This is a genomic window from Kaistella solincola, from assembly GCF_000812875.1.
Classification (GTDB): Bacteria; Bacteroidota; Bacteroidia; order Flavobacteriales; family Weeksellaceae; genus Kaistella; species Kaistella solincola.
Window position 1 is genome coordinate 48,692 of sequence record NZ_JSYK01000004.1, and the last position, 18,121, is coordinate 66,812.

Consider the following 18,121-nt stretch of genomic DNA (forward strand, 5'->3'; position numbering starts at 1 on the left):
CGCGCCGCCCGAATACTCGATCGTTATCTGTAATTTTTTAAAAAGCAAAAAATACAACGTGTAACTTGATTGTCATACGATTAATTCAAATTGTGATGTAATAAGCATCACCCCACAAAAAAAACCACCTCAACTGAGGTGGTTTTTCTTATTTTAAACCTTTAATTAAAAACCTTCCGGTTTTGTATCGGTTGGGTTTTCACCTTCGTTCAAAGGTTTGAAGGTATCATCACCAGCCGGACGCTCGTTGGTTTGTCCGCTGTGTTGAGGTCTTCCAGAGTTTCCGTCTCTGCGATCACCTCTTTGGCCGTTGTCACGGTTGTTTCGGTTATCGCGGTTTTGCGGTCTATCACCTTGTGGACGATCTCCCTGTGGTCGGTCACCTTGCGGTCTTTCCTCTCTCGGAGGTCTTTCTAAAAGAACTTTTCGGGAAAGTTTCATTTTTTTACGGTCATCATAGCCCATAAATTTCACTTCCACCATATCGCCTTCGTTGTACGGAACTTTGTCCAAACGTTTCCACTCGATTTCTGAGATGTGAAGTAAACCTTCAGTTCCTTTCGCAATTGCTACGAAAGCACCGAAATCCATTACTTTCACTACTTTTCCGTTGTACACGCTTCCAACTACAGGTACGAAACAGATTTCGTTGATCGCTGCGATGGTGGCGTTGATATTTTCTCTGTTAACACCGGAAATTTCGATTCTGCCGATTTCGCCAATTTCTTCAATCGCGATAACGGTTTCGAAATCTTTCTGCATTTGCTGGATAATTTTTCCACCAGGTCCGATAATCGCGCCGATGAAATCTTTTGGAACTTCCAAAACTTCCATTTTCGGAGCGTGAGGTTTTACATCTGCTCTTGGAGCATCGATGGTTTTCAACAATTCGTTCAGGATGTGTAATCTTCCGTCTTTTGCCTGGATCAACGCTTTTTCCATGATGTCCATGGTTAAACCTTCTACTTTAATATCCATCTGGCAAGCCGTGATTCCGTCTGCAGTTCCTGTTACTTTGAAATCCATGTCACCCAGGTGATCTTCGTCTCCTAAAATATCAGAAAGTACGGTGAATTTCCCGGATTTTGGATCGGTTACCAAGCCCATTGCAATTCCGGAAACCGGTTTTGAAATCTGTACACCGGCATCCATTAATGCTAAAGTTCCGGCACAAACTGTCGCCATGGAAGACGAACCGTTGGATTCCAAAATATCAGAAACGATACGGATGGTGTAAGGATTTTCCGTTGGGATCATTTTCGCCAAAGCCCTTTGAGCCAGGTTTCCGTGACCAACTTCTCTTCGGGAAGTTCCTCTTAAAGGTCGTGCTTCACCCGTAGAAAACGGCGGGAAGTTATAATGTAAGAAGAATTTCTGGTCGTAATTGATGGCTACGGTATCTACCATATTGGCATCTTTTACAGAACCTAAAGTTACAGCGGTTAAAGATTGCGTTTCACCTCTGGTGAAAATTGCAGAACCGTGCGCGCCCGGTAAATAATCGATTTCTGACCAAATCGGACGAATGGTATCCGGAGATCTTCCGTCTAACCGAACTTTTTCGTTCAAAATCATCTGACGCATTGCTTCTTTTTCCACATCGTGGAAATAAATTTTCGCGAAAGGTTTTACGGTTTCTAATTCTTCTTCTGAATATTGCGTTAAAAATTCCTCTAAAACAGCCTGGAAATTGTCGTGTCTTTCTTCTTTTGCAGAAGCGGTTTTTGCTACTTCGTACACTTTTTCATACGTTTCAGCCCACACTTTTTCGCGGATCGCTTCGTCGTGCTCTTCGTGGGAATATTCTCTTTTTGGCAATGATTTACCTACTCTTTCGGCTAATCTTTCCTGAGCTGCAACCTGAACTTTAATTTCTTCGTGCGCGAATTTGATCGCTTCGATCATTTCCTGTTCAGAAATTTCATTCATTTCGCCTTCTACCATTACGATAGAATCTTTCGTAGCGCCCACCATAATATTTAAATCTGCTTTCGCAAGATTTTCCATGCTTGGATTTACTACCAACTGTCCATCGATTCTGGCAACAGTAACTTCAGACATTGGTCCGTTGAAAGGAATATCAGTAATTGCAATGGCTGCAGACGCCGCCAAACCTGCAAGTGATTCCGGCATGCATTCTTTATCATAGGAAATCAGGGAAATCATCACCTGAACTTCTGCGTGGAAATCTGAAGGGAAAAGCGGACGCAAAACGCGGTCAACCAATCTCATCGTTAAAATTTCTTCATCAGAAGGTCTTGCTTCTCTACGGAAAAAGTTTCCAGGGATTTTACCTGCAGAATAAAATTTCTCGCGGTAATCTACTGTTAAAGGCAAAAAGTCTACGCCTGGTTTTGCTTCTTTGCTGGCGACAACGGTTGCTAAAAGCATCGTTCCGCCCATTCTTACTACTACAGCACCATTAGCCTGCTTGGCCAACCGTCCTGTTTCGATGGTAATTTCTCTACCATCTTTTAATTGAATTTTTTCAATAATTGCTTGTGGAGCATTCATAAAATTTGATCGTCTTGGGCACTCCGTATTGAGTGCGTTATTATTTAATTTATTTAAATTTTCGTGTGCAAATATACGGTTTTTTCACCACTTAAAAATGTAGAAAAACCGCGGTTTTTGGTCTGTTTAGCAGGTAAAATTTAAAAATATAGTTCGGAATTTTAAATAAAGGATTTCATGAAAATCGAGAAAAGATAAATTTTAAAAATAAATGAAATAAAGCGCAAATCTCCTGTTAACCGAGGTTTTCACTGAAAAACCAAAGCTGAAAAACTTAGATGTGAAAAATATTCGGCACAACTTTGGATATTGAATTTACATCAAACATTTATAAACATTAAAAATTTTACATTATGGGAATTCTATGGACGCTCATTATTGGAGCAATCGCAGGTTATTTAGGATCATTAATTTTTAAAGGCGGCAGCCTTGGATTAATCGGGAATATCATCGTAGGTATTGTCGGCGGATTTATCGGTTATTGGTTATTAGGTGGAAGACTGGGCGAAGGCGTAGTTGGAGAGATTTTAACCGGAACAATCGGTGCCATCGTACTCTTAGCGATTGTGAACCTGTTTACCAGAGGTAGGGTGTAGCTCAGTTTACACTTTTGAAAAATTAAGCAGTTTTGCGGGATATTTTTAGGAATCTCCAATTTGCAAACTGAAGAACAAAAAAAGCAACTTATTTCTAAGTTGCTTTTATTTTTTTTCGCTTCGCGGAAGATTATTTTCTCAATCCTAGTTCTGCGATGATAGCTCTATATCTAGTAATATCTTTTTTCTTCAGATAATCTAAAAGGGCTTTTCTTTTACCTACTAAAAGTACCAAAGAACGCTCAGTTGCGTAATCTTTGTGATTTTTTTTCAGGTGACCTGATAGGTGGTTGATTCTGTAAGTAAAAAGGGCAATTTGTCCTTCTGCTGTGCCGGTATCAGCATCAGACTTTCCATGTTTTGCGAAGATTTCTTTCTTCTTGTCAGTTGTTAAGTACATTCCAATATTATTTTAAATGATTATTATGTAACGGGTGCAAAAGTACAACTATTTTTTGGTACGCGGAAACATAATTTACCGCCATTTTATATAGTTTGTTAAAATATCTTAAAAATTTATTGTTTATATTCAGCCGTGGCAATATCTTTGCACTACACAAGGCCATGAAAAATCTTTATTTAGTTCGCAATTCCTTTACAGTTCTTTTACTGCTCACGAGCTATAGCTTTTTTGGCCAAACCATGGTCTCCAATAAAGATTCAGAAACTTTTAACATTCTTTATTTTAATCCTGAAGTTTTTCCGGATATCGACGAAATTAAAGAACCTACTTATACCGCATTTTTTTCAGCACTTTCGGATCAGCTCAGCAAACGCGGCGCCAACAGGCTGCTACGCGTAGATTACAATATTTCTTTTGATGATGCCGATCCTGCGTTGATCAGCGAGTTTTGTGAAAATAATAATGCGCGTTTTGCCGTGGTGCCAAAGGTGAAATATTTTAAAGTTGGTTTTGGGAAATATGTCTTTTCAAACCAGGTAATCGTCAGTTTGAAAGTTTATTCCGCGACAGGAAATCTTTTGGCTGAAACTTCGTACGACACCTACAAAAAAGGTGGAAGATTGGTTGGTTCGGCAGAAAACTCGATTAAAGTCGGGACTTTTGGAGCCTTGAAAACCATCAATAAGCAGCTTCGTAAAAAATATAATTCAGAATGGAGCACACTGAATCAGATGGAAATTCCGACTTATCAATTTTCCCGCATTTAATTCAAGAAACATTTACGATACAAAATAGAAAATTTCCTGCTTTTAGCGGGAAATTTTTTGTTTAAGTCTTTGCAAGAATAGATCCTTTTCTTCTAGCCCCGATGGAAATGAAAATCCTTTTTGCCCGGCGTCTAGCAGGGTAAAAAGATTGCAATGGACAGCGGGTTACAATTTTCTGCGAAAAAATACCCGTTTTGCTCCTAAAAAAGATTTTCTTAAAACACTGATATTCAAAATTATAAACGATACAAACGACTACAAACGACAATAAATAATTCTTTACCGGCTAATTTTCTGTTGCTGATGAATCTTTGCTCCAGAGATTTGAGGAAAGAAATTCAAGCCTCATTTCTAAAGTTTAATTTAAAAATATAAAAGTCATGTCACTAAGAAACAAAGTTAGCCTTGTAGGCCGCACGGGAAAGGAAGTAGAAATTCTAAAATTCGATTGGGGAAAAATGGCAAAAGTAAGTCTTGCGACCACCGATTTTTACACGAACTCGGTAGGCGAAAAAGTAGAAGAAACACAATGGCACAACCTGGTTGTCAACGGAAAGCTCGCCGACGTAATGGAAAAATATGTGGAAAAAGGCAAAGAAATCGCCGTGGAAGGCAAAATCGTTTACAGATCATACGACGACAAAGACGGCGTAAAGCGCCACGCCACAGAAATCCGTGTGGACGAGCTGTTACTTTTAAGTGGAAAATAAGCAGCTAAAATGCCAAATTTTTTCGATTTGGCTCTGCGAAAAAATTAATATCAAAAAACACAAATGATGAAAGTTAAAATTTTTAAAATCAGATTGTCTGAGGAATTTATTTACTCAGATCAAAAATCACTGGACCGTTTTTTAGAAGAAAACAACATTTTAAAATACGAAACCGCCTTTGTAAAAGACGACGAAAGTTATTGGTCCGTGGTGCTTTATTTCGAAGAATTGAAAGTTCTGGTTAATGAAAATGAGCCGGAGAAATACAGCGCTGAGGCTGATTGGGTGCTGTCTGCAGACGAAATAAAAATCCTGAACTCGCTGAAAATCTGGCGGTCCGAAAAGGCAAAAGATCAGAAGCTGCCGGTTTATTTTATAGCGACCAACAAAGAACTTTTCTCGATTGCGAAATTTAAACCCGCTAAAAAAGAGGAGCTGCGGGATATCAAAGGTTTTGGAAAACATAAAATTGAAAATTATGGGCAGAAATCATTGAGATTTTAGAAATGGTCTGAAAACACAAATTCTATATAATAAAGCCGGAGAAGTTGGCTCCGGCTTTTTCTGATCGCAAAGATGCGAGCATCCTAAACTTCAACTTCTTTTTTTTAAGTCATCATATAGCCTTGTGCACTCCGTGAAACCTCCGTGCTCTCTATTGTTAAAAAACGCAATATTGAAAACAAGTGCTTTCATTAGATTTTTTTCTACTTTTATAAAATGGAAATCACAATTCGAAAAATTCAGGAATCAGATAATAAAATTTTAGCGCAAATAATCCGCAGTTGTTTTTATGACTTCAATGTCGCTACGCCCGGCACGGTGTATGAAGATCCAACGACCGACAATCTTTATGAATTGTTCACGGAACCACAATCCGCGCTTTTTGTCGCCGAAGTCAACGGTGAAATCGCCGGATGTTGCGGTATTTTTCCCACCGAAGGTTTACCGGAAAATTGCGCGGAACTGGTGAAATTTTACCTCTCAAAAAATTCCCGCGGCAAAGGTTTGGGCAAAATGCTCATGGAAAAAAGCATTGAATTTGCTGAAAAATCCGGGTATAAATCCATTTACATTGAAAGTTTACCCGAATTTTCTACCGCGGTTTCCATTTACGAAAAACAGGGTTTCCGCTATCTCGAAAAACCGCTGGGAAATTCTGGACACGGCGGCTGCAACCTTTGGATGCTCAAGGAGCTTTAGCTACTTGGCGCAATAATTTTGTATTTTTGCAGACTTACTTTTATTTAGACTTTAAGGTCAATAAAAAACATAAAATTCAGCTCAAAAATATGAAGCCCAATTTAGCCAAAGGAACGCGCGATTTTTCCGCGGAAGAAGTGTACCGCAGAAAATTCATAACCAATATTTTACAGAAAAATTTTGAACTGTTTGGTTTTCAGCCATTAGAAACGCCAAGTTTCGAAAATCTGTCAACTTTAACCGGAAAATATGGTGAAGAAGGCGACCGTTTAATTTTTAAAATTCTGAATTCCGGCGATTACGCTTCGAAAACCAAAGATGAAGACTGGACGGCGAAAAATTCTCAAAAACTGACTTCTCTAATCTCCGAAAAAGCACTTCGTTACGATCTTACGGTTCCGTTTGCGCGTTACGTCGCAATGAATCACGGGCAACTGAACTTTCCCTTCAAACGTTACCAAATTCAACCGGTTTGGCGCGCTGATCGTCCGCAAAAAGGGCGTTTTCGTGAATTTTACCAATGCGACGCCGACGTTGTCGGTAGCGTCAGCTTATGGCAGGAAGTGGAATTGGTGCAGCTGTATCTGAAATCATTTACAGATTTAAATCTGAAAGTTGCACTTCATGTCAACAACCGGAAAATCCTTTCCGGTTTGGCAGCATTTGCGGGCATTTCTGACCAATTAATTGATTTTACCGTTGCGCTGGATAAACTGGATAAAATCGGGAAAGATGGCGTGGTTAAAGAACTTTTAGAAAAAAACATTTCTGATGAATCTATTGAAAAGCTCGACTTTTTATTTAACCAAAGCGAAAATGCGCTTGAAAATTTAGCTCAGCTAAAAGAGAAATTTCAGGGAAATGAAATCGGAACGAGTGGAGTAGAAGAGCTTGAATTTGTTCTGAAAAATTCCTTCGAACTTGGAATTTCCGAAGAAACTTTGAAATTCGATATCACTTTAGCACGCGGCCTTGATTATTATACCGGAGCAATTTTCGAAGTCAAGGCGCTGGATGTTGCGATGGGTTCCATCGGCGGTGGCGGTCGTTACGATAATTTAACCGAAGTTTTCGGTGTGAAAAATATTCCTGGAATCGGTGTTTCATTTGGTTTGGACCGGATTTACCTCGTGATGGAAGAACTCAATTTATTCCCGGAAGATTCGGCAAAAAAAGTGGAATTTCTTTTTGCGAATTATGGTGAAGATGAATCTTTAGCGGCGATGAAAATTATTGCTAAACTTCACCAGAAAGGCATTTCCGCGGAGCTTTATCCGGAATCGGCAAAACTGAAAAAACAGTTCGTTTATGCCGAAAAAAAAGGAATTCCAAATTTGGTTTTCTTTGGTGAACAGGAAATTTCCGACGGAAATATTACCATTAAAAATTTGGGAACCGGTGAGCAAATCACCAAATCGGTGGATGAGTTTTTGAAATAAAACAATTTCCATTTAAATTGCTATTTTTAAATTTTACAAGCAATGGAAAATTACCTCGATATCAACCGGAAATTGTGGAACGCAAAAGTTGACGCACATCTAAAATCAGATTTCTACTTTCTGGACGAATTTCTGCAGGGCAGAACGTCTTTAAATTCAATTGAACTCGATCTTTTGGGTGACGTTGAAGGCAAAGATATTCTTCATCTTCAGTGCCATTTCGGTCAGGACAGCATTTCGCTTTCGCGCCTCGGTGCTAAAGTTACGGGCATTGATTTATCAGATAAAGCCATCGACGCCGCGATTGATTTAGCAGAAAAATGCGGAACAGATACAGATTTTTTAGTTTCGGACGTCTATAATTTGCCGGACATTTTACCTCAGAAATTCGACATCGTGTTTGCAACCTACGGCACCATTGGCTGGTTGCCTGATTTACAAAAATGGGCGCAGGTCATTTCTCATTTTTTGAAACCGGGCGGAAAATTCGTTTTTGTAGAATTTCACCCTTTTGTCTGGATGTTCGATGACGATTTTAAATATATTAAATACAGCTATTTCAACGATGAGCAAATCATCGAAACCAAAACGGGAACTTATGCAGACCGCGATGCCGACATCACCGAAGAAGAAGTAGGCTGGAATCATTCAACCTCGGAAGTGCTTACCAGTCTCTTGGAAGAAAATCTGAAACTGCTCTCGTTTCAGGAATACAATTGGTCGCCGTATCCGTGTTTTTCCCATATTGAGGAGGTGGAAAAAAGTAAATATCAGATTCCGGAATTTGGGAATAAAGTTCCGCTTGTATTTTCTTTGGTGGCGCAGAAAAATAAAACGCAGAATCTTGTTTTAGAATAACAAAAATTTGTATCATTGCATTTCTGAATTTTCAGCGTCGAAAATTTAGAAATCTCTGGGGGATTAGCTCATCTGGCTAGAGCGTTAGACTGGCAGTCTAAAGGTGGTCGGTTCGATCCCGATATCCTCCACTCTTTACATTTTTAAACCCTTGATTATCAAGGGTTTTCTGTTTTTATGTAATTTAGTTGTCTTGTATTTGTCTTGTTATGGAAAAAATATTGCCAATAGACAACTTTATTTCTCCTTTTCTCCATAAAAGTTGCTTCTGAATTTCCACCTTTCAATTCACATTATTTTCTTCCGAATTTTTAAATTTTAATTCAAATCGAAGGTAAATTATTTCTTTGGATGATTACTTATTTTATCGGATTGTTTTTCCTTAACACTTCTTAACGTTATAAAAAAACTACGTAATACTTTTTTGATCTTTTTAAAGCCACAAGTATAATGGTTAAGTTAAAGTTGATGAGTAATGGCTTTGAAGGGAAGTGATTATGGTATTTCGAATCTAATTTTGTCGTGTTACAGTTAAAGAAAATTAAAAAAATATCAGGCTCGATACTGACAGATATTCACAATTTTCAAACAAGCACAAAAATATAAAAATATAAAATTATGCAAATTACTTTCGAAACATTACCGATGGCTATTGAAATTCTAATTAAGGAGGTGAGAGGTTTAAAAGCCGATATCGATAAAAATAATTCTCATGAAAATGATGAGAAGGTTGTTGATCGACTAGAGGCGCGTAGAATTCTTGGAACCCATGGAAAAAGATTGTCTGAAGCTAGATTCGCACAATTAAAAAATGAAGGTAGAATCACTACTTATGGCTTTGGTGGTAAACATTTTTATAATGTAGAAGAATTAGAAAATTTAAAACGGAAATGATTATGAAAACGAAATATTATTCAGCCTCAAAACACACATATTCTTACCACATAAACTTTTGCAAAAGGTTCTTAAATTCTAAAATAGAGCTGTTTCAATTCGCACAAAGTAAGCGGACTAATCGCTAAAATTCATACCTAAATTATTGTCGAAAAAACCGAATTAGAAAGAGTCGGACTAAATAAACCTACAAAAATGTCACAAGAAACACCCTATTTAAGAGTTGGAACCAGTTATTACAAAACCATTGAAAAGCCGCTGATTTCCGGGGATAAAATTTCAATATTAGTTCGTTGGAATCGTGAGACGATCGTGAGTGATCATGGAAAAACTTACGTTTCATCAATTCCCAAGTTCGACGGTTTTTGTTGCATTCCAAGTCATTTAAATTATCAAAAAGTGATAGAGGGCTTTTATAATATGTACAATGAAATTCCCTACCAGCCAGATGAAGCGAACGAAAAGCTTCATTCCATCAAAGATCAAATTCCGTTTTCCCTCAATTTTATGGAGCATATTTTTGGTGAACAGATAGAGTTGGGATTAGATTATTTGAAAATTTTATTGCAGTATCCCACGCAAATTCTTCCGATACTTTGCCTCGTCAGTAAAGAGCGCGCGACCGGAAAATCCACTTTTATCAAATGGCTGAAATCTATTTTCGGACTGAATATGACTTACATCAAAGGAGATTCGTTCGGAAGCCAGTTTAATGCGGACTGGACATCGATGCTGATTGTTGCCATTGATGAAGTGTTCTTTGATAAAAAAGAAATTACTGAACGTTTAAAATACCTTTCGACAACGGATAAAGATAAAAAAGAAGCGAAAGGAAAAGACCGGGAAGAAATCGATTTTTTCGCCAAGTTCATCCTTTGTTCTAATAATGAGGATAATTTCATTCAGATTGATGAAAATGAAATCCGCTTTTGGATCATCAAGATAAAACCCATAAAATCCGAAAACACTGATTTTCTAACTAATCTAAATTCTGAAATCCCTTATTTCTTAAACTATTTGATTCGAAGACCATTTCACAGTCACAAGAAGACAAGAATGTGGTTTACGCATACTGAGATCCGAACTCCCGCGCTACAAAAATTAGTTTGGAAAAATAACAATAAGCTCGAATCACGGATCATTGAGCTTTTGTTTGAGTTTTTTGAAAGCGTAGATGATCAGGAAATCAACGTTATTCCTCAGGACATCCTGAATATGCTCAATAAAATGTTCAAAAACAGTTATTGGACGATCAACGATGTTCGAAAACTATTGAAAGAAATCTGGAAACTAGAACCGCAAAAAAATTCTTTGGCTTACATCAAATACGATATGGATTATGGCGGAAGTTTCTTTCAGCAAAATAAAACCGGAAGATATTTCACGATCGACAAGAATTTTATATCTCAAAAATTTGATGAAATGATGAGTTAGTTGATAATGAAAAGAAAATCAATTAGTTACTACTCATCAAAAGCCTCATCAAATTTAAAAACCTTCTTTTTTGATGAGTGTTTGATGATTGAAAAAATACAAGTTTGATGAGACGATGAGAGTTTGATGAGTATATAAATTAATGATATACAATTAGATACAGTGTTTTCTCATCAATTCATCAAACTTTTTCCAAAACTCAACCCCTAAACTTTACAACAATGAATTGCAGCCAATTTAATACCATTCCGTTGGAAGAAGTCCTGTTTTCTCTTGGACATCTTCCCACAAAACAATCCGAAAAAGAAGTGTGGTATCTCAATCCTTTTGGACCAGAAAACCATGCCTCTTTCAAACTTAATAAACGACAAAACATTTGGTATTTATTTTCTGAGGGAATTGGCGGAAACAATATCGATTTTATGAAGAAATATTTAAACATTTCGATAAGTGAGGTTTTAAATTGGGCAGAAAATCAAAATTTTTCTTTTTTTCAAAATCAAAAAATTTCAAACCAGAAATTAGAAAAACTGCCTAAGACTTATGAAATAACTGATTTAAAAGAAATTCAACATCCTGCATTATTACAATATTTAAAAAGTAGAAAAGTGGAAGATCAAAAATATTTGATTCAGGAAATACATTATCGAATGAACGATAAAGATTATTTCGGAATTGGTTTCAAAAATGATTCCGGAGGATATGAAATTCGGAACGCCTATTCTAAAATCTGTTTGGGTAAAAAAGATATTTCTACGATAACAAACGCTTCAAGATCCATTCGGATTTTTGAAGGCTTTTTTGATTTTTTATCCTTTAAAAATGTGGAGAAGTTTCTTGAGAAAGTACCTTCACACTACGTGATTTTAAATTCAGTTTCGATGATTCATAAAATCAAAATCGAGATCCAAAAATATGAAAACGTTGAACTCTATTTCGATAACGATGAAGCTGGAGATCGAGCCGTTGAAATGATAAAAAGTAAAAACAAAAAAGCTGAAGATTGTAGAATTTTATATTCGAGTTTTAAAGATTTGAATGATTGGTTAATTCACAATAAGCCATCAAACGAAGTTCAAGTCCAATATAAATCTGCATTCAAGAGATGAAAAATTCCGAAAATTTTAATGAAAACTTATTTGAAAAAATTTTTGATTTAAATTCAAGAAATAAAATTGGCTCTAACACAATCGCAGTTTTTACATTTATTTTGTACAAATGCGAAGATGTTCAAAAGGAAATTGAATTGTCCGATTACGAAATGGCGAGAGAACTTGGGCTTTCCAGACAAACAGTAATTACAGCAAAAAATAAACTGAAACTTTTAGGACTTTTAGATTATCGAAGAAATCCTGGGTTTCCTAATCGTTTTATTTTGAAAGCAAATGAATTACCTAAAGAAAAACCAACAATAATAATTGAAACAAAAGAGATTCCGGTGGATGGTTTAAATCGGATCCCAGAGCCAAAAGCTATTGCAATTAATTCGTTTTCCAAATTTCCTACGCTTGAGCAGTTTATGGATTTTGCAAAAACCTTAAATAATTATTCAGAAAAATTAGATGAGTTGTTGGTTCAGAAATTTCACCAATGGGAAAATTCTGATTGGAAAAACCCGTTGGGAAAACCTATCTTAAATTGGCAATCTGTTCTTGAGAAAAACATTATTATGCTGGAGATATCACGATCTAAAGAAAGCCATTCTCTTTCCAAAATTCCAAATATCAGCAGACCGAAAGTAGACTAAAATATCCTACTCCAACCGGTTTAAAATATAGTAGTCTAAATAAAATTTCTTAATTCTGAAAGGTTAATAGCAAGATGTGTCTTTGTACCTACAAAATTTACATTTTGTACTACTACAGACTTTCTTGCCTTTTTGCAAAAGGGGAAAAAACTGCGGAACTTGTTTTTAATCAGTGGAATAATTAAGAAAAAAGATGATTTTTTTATAATTTTTGAGAAAAGAAATGAGCTGAAAAAAAAATATCTGGCGACTTGAAATTACGAGCTTTGCATAGATTTATTTTGATGTGTTTTTCTTTCTATAGGAAATGGATTGGAATATACTCAATTGACTATTCTGCGTTCCCCTATATCATATTAATATGTAAATTTTTTACTTAAAAAATAAAAATTTTCTTTAGAGAAAGTTTGCTTACGTCCTTATTTCCTTACGTCCTTATTTCCTTACGGATTTCCTCTTTTTTCTTTCAATTGCAATTCGTACTTTTGAAAGATTCCACATTTTGTGAATTCCATTAATTTAAACCACAAGAAAAGTTAAGTTTGACTTATTTCCCTGAAATCGACATTTTCGAAAACGAATTAATCCAAAAGTACGAAGGTGTTTTGGAGCAATTGCTTCGTGATCATACCACCGAACAAAACATTTTCTGGGCGACGGACAATTATGAACATTTAGGTGCTGAATATTCTTATCATGCACAAATCACTAAAGACCTAATCTCTGGCGTTAACGGCTCTGTAATTATGCCCCGTGTGAAAAAGGATAAAGAACTCCAGCAGGTACGTTCAAGAAGTATGGCAGAAGTCTTTACACCGTCATGGATTTGCAATGCGCAGAATAATTTAATTGATGCTGCTTGGTTCGGTAAAAAGAACGTTTTCAATAAAGAGATTGTAAAGAAAGACGGTTCTCGCACATGGCAGGTGAATAAAAACAAAATCCTATTCCCCGAAAATAAAAATTGGCGTAAATACATTCTTGACACTCGCCTTGAAATAGCGTGTGGCGAAGCTCCCTATATTACCAGCAGATACGATACAACCAATGGGCAATACATTCCTGTCGAAAAGCGGATAGGGATATTAGATCGAAAGCTACGGATCGTAAGCGAAAATGTTGAAGAATCCGGTAAATGGCTGGAAGCTGCCCAAGATGCTTATAAAAAAACGTACGCTTACGAATGGCAGGGGGATAGTTTACTATTGGCAAGAGAGGCCATGCTGATGACTTTTATTGAAAACTATGTCTTAAAGTTTGGAAAAGAACCTTTGCCAAAATCTATAAAATATATCGCATATATAATCTCCTGGAATACATGGCAAATGGATGGTCTTAAAGGCGTAATCCCAAACTCATGCATGGCAGTTCAGGAGGGAACGGGAAATCTTTTTATTAATGATGACATTCCTATACAGCACTGCCCCGGTTGCAAAACAGGTAATATTAATCTCCATAATGGCATATACAGTTTGATTAAGGACTGGTATGTAAAGGACAAATCAACAGGTAAAAAAGGCCGTAAGATAAAATTTGCTTCACTTATTCAAAAACACTAATTAATGAAATATGTTTCCTCTCTTAAGCTAAAGTTAATTTATGTATTCCGTATTAATGACGAAGCACATTCCGGTTGTTTAAAAATAGGTGAAGCAACTTCCGACGATTTTGATATTATAGGTCTTGCTCCTAATAGTAAGGGACTAAATGATGCAGCCCGAAAAAGAATTAATTCCTATACTCAAACTGCTGGTGTTAAATATGAACTGCTTCACACGGAGCTGGCAGTTTATAGTGAAAAAGGTACTATAAAATCTTTTTCAGATACCGAAGTTCATACCGTTCTGACGAATTCTGGTATAAAGAAAAAGATATTCGATATTGAAAACAAGGCTAATGAGTGGTACATTACAGACCTATCAACAATTATTCATGCTATTAAAGCAGTACGAGATGGTAAAGAAGCACTCCATACAAGTCAGATCTCAAAAGACCAGACTCCTATTGTTTTTAGGCCTGAACAGCAGCAAGCTATAGATAAGACAAAAAAGCAGCTAAAGAAAGGCAAAGAAATGTTATGGTTTGCCAAAATGCGATTCGGTAAAACTTTAACTGCACTTCAGGTTGTGAAAGATTTTAATTTCGAAAAATCATTAATCTTAACGCACAGGCCGGTTGTTGATGCAGGCTGGTTTGAAGACTTTGGTAAAATTTTCTACGATAGAGTCGATTTTAATTACGGCTCAAAAAATAAAGGAAAAAGTTTTGCTGGCCTCGAAAAAGAGTTTAAAAAAGACAAGTCGCATTATATCTATTTTGCTTCAATGCAGGATTTAAGAGGTTCAAGTTTGGTCGGCGGTGGCTTCGACAAAAATAATGAGCTTTTCGGTACAGATTGGGATTTTATTATTGTGGATGAAGCTCACGAAGGGACGCAGACCGAGCTTGGCCAAAATGTTCTCACCGAATTGGCAAAAGAAAAAACGAAAGTGCTTCACCTTTCAGGCACCCCTTTTAATCTTTTAGATCATTATAGGGAGGAAGAGATCTACACCTGGGATTACGTCATGGAGCAGAAAGCCAAGAAAGAATGGGATGAAGTCCACTTCGGTGATCCCAACCCGTATGCATCACTACCTAAATTGAATATTTTCACCTTCCACCTTGGAAAGCTCCTGAGTAAATATGCTGACGAGGAAGTTGCATTTAACTTCCGGGAATTTTTCAGAGTTGACGAACATAGTAATTTTGTACACGAAAAGGATGTTAAATCTTTCCTGGATATTATTTGTAAAGCCGATAAAGACACAAATTATCCATACTCAACGAAGGAGTACAGAGATAATTTCAGACATTCACTGTGGATGGTTCCTGGTGTTAAAGAGGCAAGAGCTTTAAGTGTATTGTTGCAAAGTCACCCGGTTTTCAGTCATTTTGCAATTGTAAATGTTGCAGGTGATGGCGACGAAGAAGAAAAGGAAAACGATGCGCTTAAAAAAGTACAGAAAGCCATTACATACAAACCACACGAAACATACTCAATTACCCTGTCCTGTGGCAGATTAACAACAGGGGTTTCAGTGCCCGCATGGTCAGCTGTCTTTATGCTTTCCGGGTCGTTCAATACTTCTGCCGCTAATTATATGCAGACAATATTCAGAGTTCAGACTCCTGCAAAAATAGACGGTAAAATAAAAGAAGAATGTTTTGTTTTCGATTTTGCTCCTGATCGCACATTAAAAGTAATTGCTGAAGCTGCTAAAATCTCCGCTAAAGCCGGGAAAACATCTACGGAGGATCGTACTGTAATGGGTGATTTCCTGAATTTCTGTCCCATCATTTCAGTAGATGGCTCCAGGATGGAAACCTACAATGTTGAAAAGTTGCTTGAAGAGCTTAAAAAAGTGTATGTTGAGCGTGTTGTGCGAAATGGTTTTGAAGACGGCTACCTGTACAACAATGATCAGCTGATGAAGATGGATGATGTAGAACTGCAAGATTTTGAAGATCTGAAAGGAATCATTGGCAGTACGAAAGCAATGCCTAAAACAGCAGATATCAATATCAATGATCAGGGATTTACAGATGAACAATTTGAGCAGTCCGAGGATGCAAAGAAGAAACAGAAGCAGAAAAAAGAACTCTCCGAAGAGGAAAAAGAACTATTGCAGAAAAGACTGGAGAAAAAGAAAAACCGGGACAGTGCAGTTTCAATTCTTAGGGGGATTTCTATACGCATGCCGTTGCTTATTTATGGTGCCGATGTTACGAATGAAGATACTCAGATTGATATTGATAATTTTTCTGATTTAATCGACGATAAATCATGGGCTGAGTTTATGCCTAAAGATGTTTCGAAAAAAGTTTTTCAGAAATTCAAGAAATACTACGAACCCGATGTCTTTCGTGCAGCAGGAAAAAGAATTCGGGCAATGGCACGTGCTGCAGATGGCCTTACCGTAGAAGAACGTATAGGTCGTATTGCTGCCATATTTAACACCTTCCGCAATCCCGACAAAGAAACGGTACTTACACCCTGGCGTGTTGTTAATATGCATTTGAGTGATTGCGTGGGTGGTTACACCTTCTACGATGAGAATTTTGAAAACACAATTGATGTTCCCAGGCCGGTACTTCATGCTGGTGTAACACAAAACATCTTCAATCCACAAACGCTCATTCTCGAAATCAATTCAAAATCTGGTCTTTATCCCTTGTATATGGCTTACAGTACGTATAGAGCAAGAATACTTGACTTAGGATTAGAAGATACCACGGCAATCGAAGAGCAGCAGGAAATTTGGGATCAGGTAGTGGCTGAAAATATATTTGTGCTTTGCAAAACGCCAATGGCTAAAAGCATCACGAAGCGTACTTTAGTAGGTTTTAGAACCTCGAAAGTAAACACAAGGTACTTTGAAGACCTTATCAATCAAATAAAAAGTAAGCCGCAAAAGTTTGTCAAACAGATAAAACAGGGCAAAAATTATTGGAAATCAAATAACAACGATGATATGAAATTTAATGCGATAGTAGGCAATCCACCATATCAGATTGCTGCCGACGGCGGTAATAGAGATTTACCCATTTATAACAAATTTATAGATATTTCAAAAGCTTTACATCCTGATTATATTAGTTTAATAATACCATCCCGATGGATGTCTGGTGGCTTAGGATTAACGGAGTTTAGACAAGAAATGTTGGCCGATGAGCAATTACGCACTCTATACGATTATCCGGATTCATCTTTTATTTTCCCCAATGTAGATATAAAAGGTGGTGTTATGTACTTTCTTTGGGAAAAAGACAGTACAGGTAATTGCAAAGTCACTACGAGAAGAAACACCGAATCTTTTGCAGTAACGGACCGGAATCTAAATGAGTACGATGTATTCGTTAGAGATAGCAAAGCTGTAGAAATACTACGAAAAGTGCTCGCATCAAAAGAAAGTTCAATAATGAGTATTCTTTCCGTTGATAAAGAATTTGGCTGGACTTCAAATTACACCGGTTTTCATGTTGAAAAGAATACAAATGATATCCCGTTTTATTATATAAAAAAAGGGAATAGGCTAAGCGCATGGATTAATCGTTCTGCAGTACATAAAAGCTCTCACCATATAGATACTTACAAAGTATTAATACCTAAAGCTGGTTCTGACGGAGGTAAGAAAATTCCTGACTCAGTTCTTGGAAAACCCTTATTGGTTGACGCTCCCTCCGTATGCACGCAGTCATATTTGTTTTTTTTCTGCAATTCGATGTTAGAAGCGCAAAATATAGAGAAATACTATAAAAGTAAATTCTTCAGATTTTTAGTATCGCTGCGAAAAATAACACAAGACGCAACAAGATCGACCTATAAATGGGTTCCGCTACAAAATTTTAGTTCTTCAGATATCGACTGGAGCAAAACGATACCAGAAATAGATCAGCAACTGTACAAAAAATATAACCTTTCAGAAGAGGAAATTTCATTTATTGAAAGCATGATAAAACCGATGGCATAAGACGTATACACACGCCAGACATTTTACTTTTATAACCAAGCGC

The 18,121-nt window shown here is 36.9% G+C and carries 15 protein-coding genes and 1 tRNA gene; 14 read left to right on the top strand and 2 right to left on the bottom strand.

Features of this window, described 5'->3' with window-relative positions:
* Positions 1–165: 165 nt before the first annotated feature.
* The gene (locus tag OA84_RS10520) at positions 166–2,514 is read right to left on the bottom strand and encodes a polyribonucleotide nucleotidyltransferase (RefSeq protein WP_039346235.1); all 2,349 of its coding nucleotides are present in this window, start codon (positions 2,512–2,514) and stop codon (positions 166–168) included.
* A gap of 353 nt (positions 2,515–2,867) precedes the next feature.
* Between OA84_RS10520 and OA84_RS10525 the strand changes: the two genes are divergently transcribed.
* Positions 2,868–3,110 (top strand): GlsB/YeaQ/YmgE family stress response membrane protein, encoded by a 243-nt coding sequence (locus tag OA84_RS10525; RefSeq protein WP_039346237.1) that lies wholly within the window; start codon positions 2,868–2,870, stop codon positions 3,108–3,110.
* A 130-nt stretch (positions 3,111–3,240) separates the two neighbouring features.
* Here OA84_RS10525 and rpsO read toward each other — a convergent pair whose 3' ends face one another.
* Positions 3,241–3,510, bottom strand: coding sequence for a 30S ribosomal protein S15 (gene rpsO / locus OA84_RS10530; protein WP_039346238.1), 270 nt, complete (start codon positions 3,508–3,510; stop codon positions 3,241–3,243).
* 164 nt (positions 3,511–3,674) lie between these two features.
* Here rpsO and OA84_RS10535 point away from each other — a divergent pair, with 164 nt between their 5' ends.
* From OA84_RS10535 to OA84_RS10595, 13 genes are all read left to right on the top strand, one after another.
* Positions 3,675–4,280 carry a hypothetical protein gene (locus OA84_RS10535; RefSeq protein WP_052252200.1) on the top strand — a complete coding sequence of 202 codons (606 nt, stop codon included), beginning with the start codon at positions 3,675–3,677 and terminating at the stop codon, positions 4,278–4,280.
* Positions 4,281–4,660: 380 nt separating this feature from the next.
* Complete coding sequence (locus OA84_RS10540; protein ID WP_039346242.1) at positions 4,661–4,990, top strand: single-stranded DNA-binding protein; 330 nt, start codon at positions 4,661–4,663, stop codon at positions 4,988–4,990.
* Positions 4,991–5,053: 63 nt separating this feature from the next.
* Positions 5,054–5,494: an HRDC domain-containing protein gene (locus tag OA84_RS10545; protein WP_039346246.1), complete on the top strand. Its 441-nt coding sequence runs from the start codon at positions 5,054–5,056 to the stop codon at positions 5,492–5,494.
* Positions 5,495–5,710: 216 nt separating this feature from the next.
* Positions 5,711–6,193, top strand: a complete 483-nt coding sequence (locus OA84_RS10550) for a GNAT family N-acetyltransferase (RefSeq protein WP_039346247.1) — start codon at positions 5,711–5,713, stop codon at positions 6,191–6,193.
* An 89-nt stretch (positions 6,194–6,282) separates the two neighbouring features.
* Positions 6,283–7,632: a histidine--tRNA ligase gene (gene hisS / locus OA84_RS10555; RefSeq protein WP_039346331.1), complete on the top strand. Its 1,350-nt coding sequence runs from the start codon at positions 6,283–6,285 to the stop codon at positions 7,630–7,632.
* A 42-nt stretch (positions 7,633–7,674) separates the two neighbouring features.
* Positions 7,675–8,490 (top strand): class I SAM-dependent methyltransferase, encoded by an 816-nt coding sequence (locus tag OA84_RS10560; protein WP_039346250.1) that lies wholly within the window; start codon positions 7,675–7,677, stop codon positions 8,488–8,490.
* Between the two features lie 57 nt (positions 8,491–8,547).
* Positions 8,548–8,621, top strand: a tRNA-Ala gene (locus OA84_RS10565).
* 487 nt (positions 8,622–9,108) lie between these two features.
* Positions 9,109–9,384, top strand: a complete 276-nt coding sequence (locus OA84_RS10570; RefSeq protein WP_039346253.1) for a hypothetical protein — start codon at positions 9,109–9,111, stop codon at positions 9,382–9,384.
* A 195-nt stretch (positions 9,385–9,579) separates the two neighbouring features.
* Positions 9,580–10,818: a primase-helicase family protein gene (locus OA84_RS10575; RefSeq protein ID WP_039346254.1), complete on the top strand. Its 1,239-nt coding sequence runs from the start codon at positions 9,580–9,582 to the stop codon at positions 10,816–10,818.
* Positions 10,819–11,069: 251 nt separating this feature from the next.
* Positions 11,070–11,927, top strand: a complete 858-nt coding sequence (locus OA84_RS10580) for a toprim domain-containing protein (protein WP_169743487.1) — start codon at positions 11,070–11,072, stop codon at positions 11,925–11,927.
* Positions 11,924–12,565 carry a hypothetical protein gene (locus OA84_RS10585; protein WP_039346265.1) on the top strand — a complete coding sequence of 214 codons (642 nt, stop codon included), beginning with the start codon at positions 11,924–11,926 and terminating at the stop codon, positions 12,563–12,565. The genes OA84_RS10580 and OA84_RS10585 overlap by 4 nt, the downstream gene beginning before the upstream one ends.
* A gap of 542 nt (positions 12,566–13,107) precedes the next feature.
* Positions 13,108–14,124 carry an immunoglobulin domain-containing family protein gene (locus OA84_RS10590; protein ID WP_039346280.1) on the top strand — a complete coding sequence of 339 codons (1,017 nt, stop codon included), beginning with the start codon at positions 13,108–13,110 and terminating at the stop codon, positions 14,122–14,124.
* A 3-nt stretch (positions 14,125–14,127) separates the two neighbouring features.
* Positions 14,128–18,078 carry an Eco57I restriction-modification methylase domain-containing protein gene (locus OA84_RS10595; RefSeq protein WP_039346282.1) on the top strand — a complete coding sequence of 1,317 codons (3,951 nt, stop codon included), beginning with the start codon at positions 14,128–14,130 and terminating at the stop codon, positions 18,076–18,078.
* Positions 18,079–18,121: the final 43 nt, after the last annotated feature.

Bases quoted from the DNA above. Each gene is read 5' to 3' on its own strand.
- OA84_RS10540 (WP_039346242.1), top strand. From the start codon at position 4,661: ATGTCACTAAGAAACAAAGTTAGCCTTGTAGGCCGCACGGGAAAGGAA.
- OA84_RS10570 (WP_039346253.1), top strand. From the start codon at position 9,109: ATGCAAATTACTTTCGAAACATTACCGATGGCTATTGAAATTCTAATT.
- OA84_RS10525 (WP_039346237.1), top strand. From the start codon at position 2,868: ATGGGAATTCTATGGACGCTCATTATTGGAGCAATCGCAGGTTATTTA.
- rpsO (WP_039346238.1), bottom strand. From the start codon at position 3,510: ATGTACTTAACAACTGACAAGAAGAAAGAAATCTTCGCAAAACATGGA.
- OA84_RS10595 (WP_039346282.1), top strand. From the start codon at position 14,128: ATGAAATATGTTTCCTCTCTTAAGCTAAAGTTAATTTATGTATTCCGT.
- OA84_RS10560 (WP_039346250.1), top strand. From the start codon at position 7,675: ATGGAAAATTACCTCGATATCAACCGGAAATTGTGGAACGCAAAAGTT.
- hisS (WP_039346331.1), top strand. From the start codon at position 6,283: ATGAAGCCCAATTTAGCCAAAGGAACGCGCGATTTTTCCGCGGAAGAA.
- OA84_RS10520 (WP_039346235.1), bottom strand. From the start codon at position 2,514: ATGAATGCTCCACAAGCAATTATTGAAAAAATTCAATTAAAAGATGGT.
- OA84_RS10535 (WP_052252200.1), top strand. From the start codon at position 3,675: ATGAAAAATCTTTATTTAGTTCGCAATTCCTTTACAGTTCTTTTACTG.
- OA84_RS10575 (WP_039346254.1), top strand. From the start codon at position 9,580: ATGTCACAAGAAACACCCTATTTAAGAGTTGGAACCAGTTATTACAAA.
- OA84_RS10545 (WP_039346246.1), top strand. From the start codon at position 5,054: ATGATGAAAGTTAAAATTTTTAAAATCAGATTGTCTGAGGAATTTATT.
- OA84_RS10550 (WP_039346247.1), top strand. From the start codon at position 5,711: ATGGAAATCACAATTCGAAAAATTCAGGAATCAGATAATAAAATTTTA.
- OA84_RS10585 (WP_039346265.1), top strand. From the start codon at position 11,924: ATGAAAAATTCCGAAAATTTTAATGAAAACTTATTTGAAAAAATTTTT.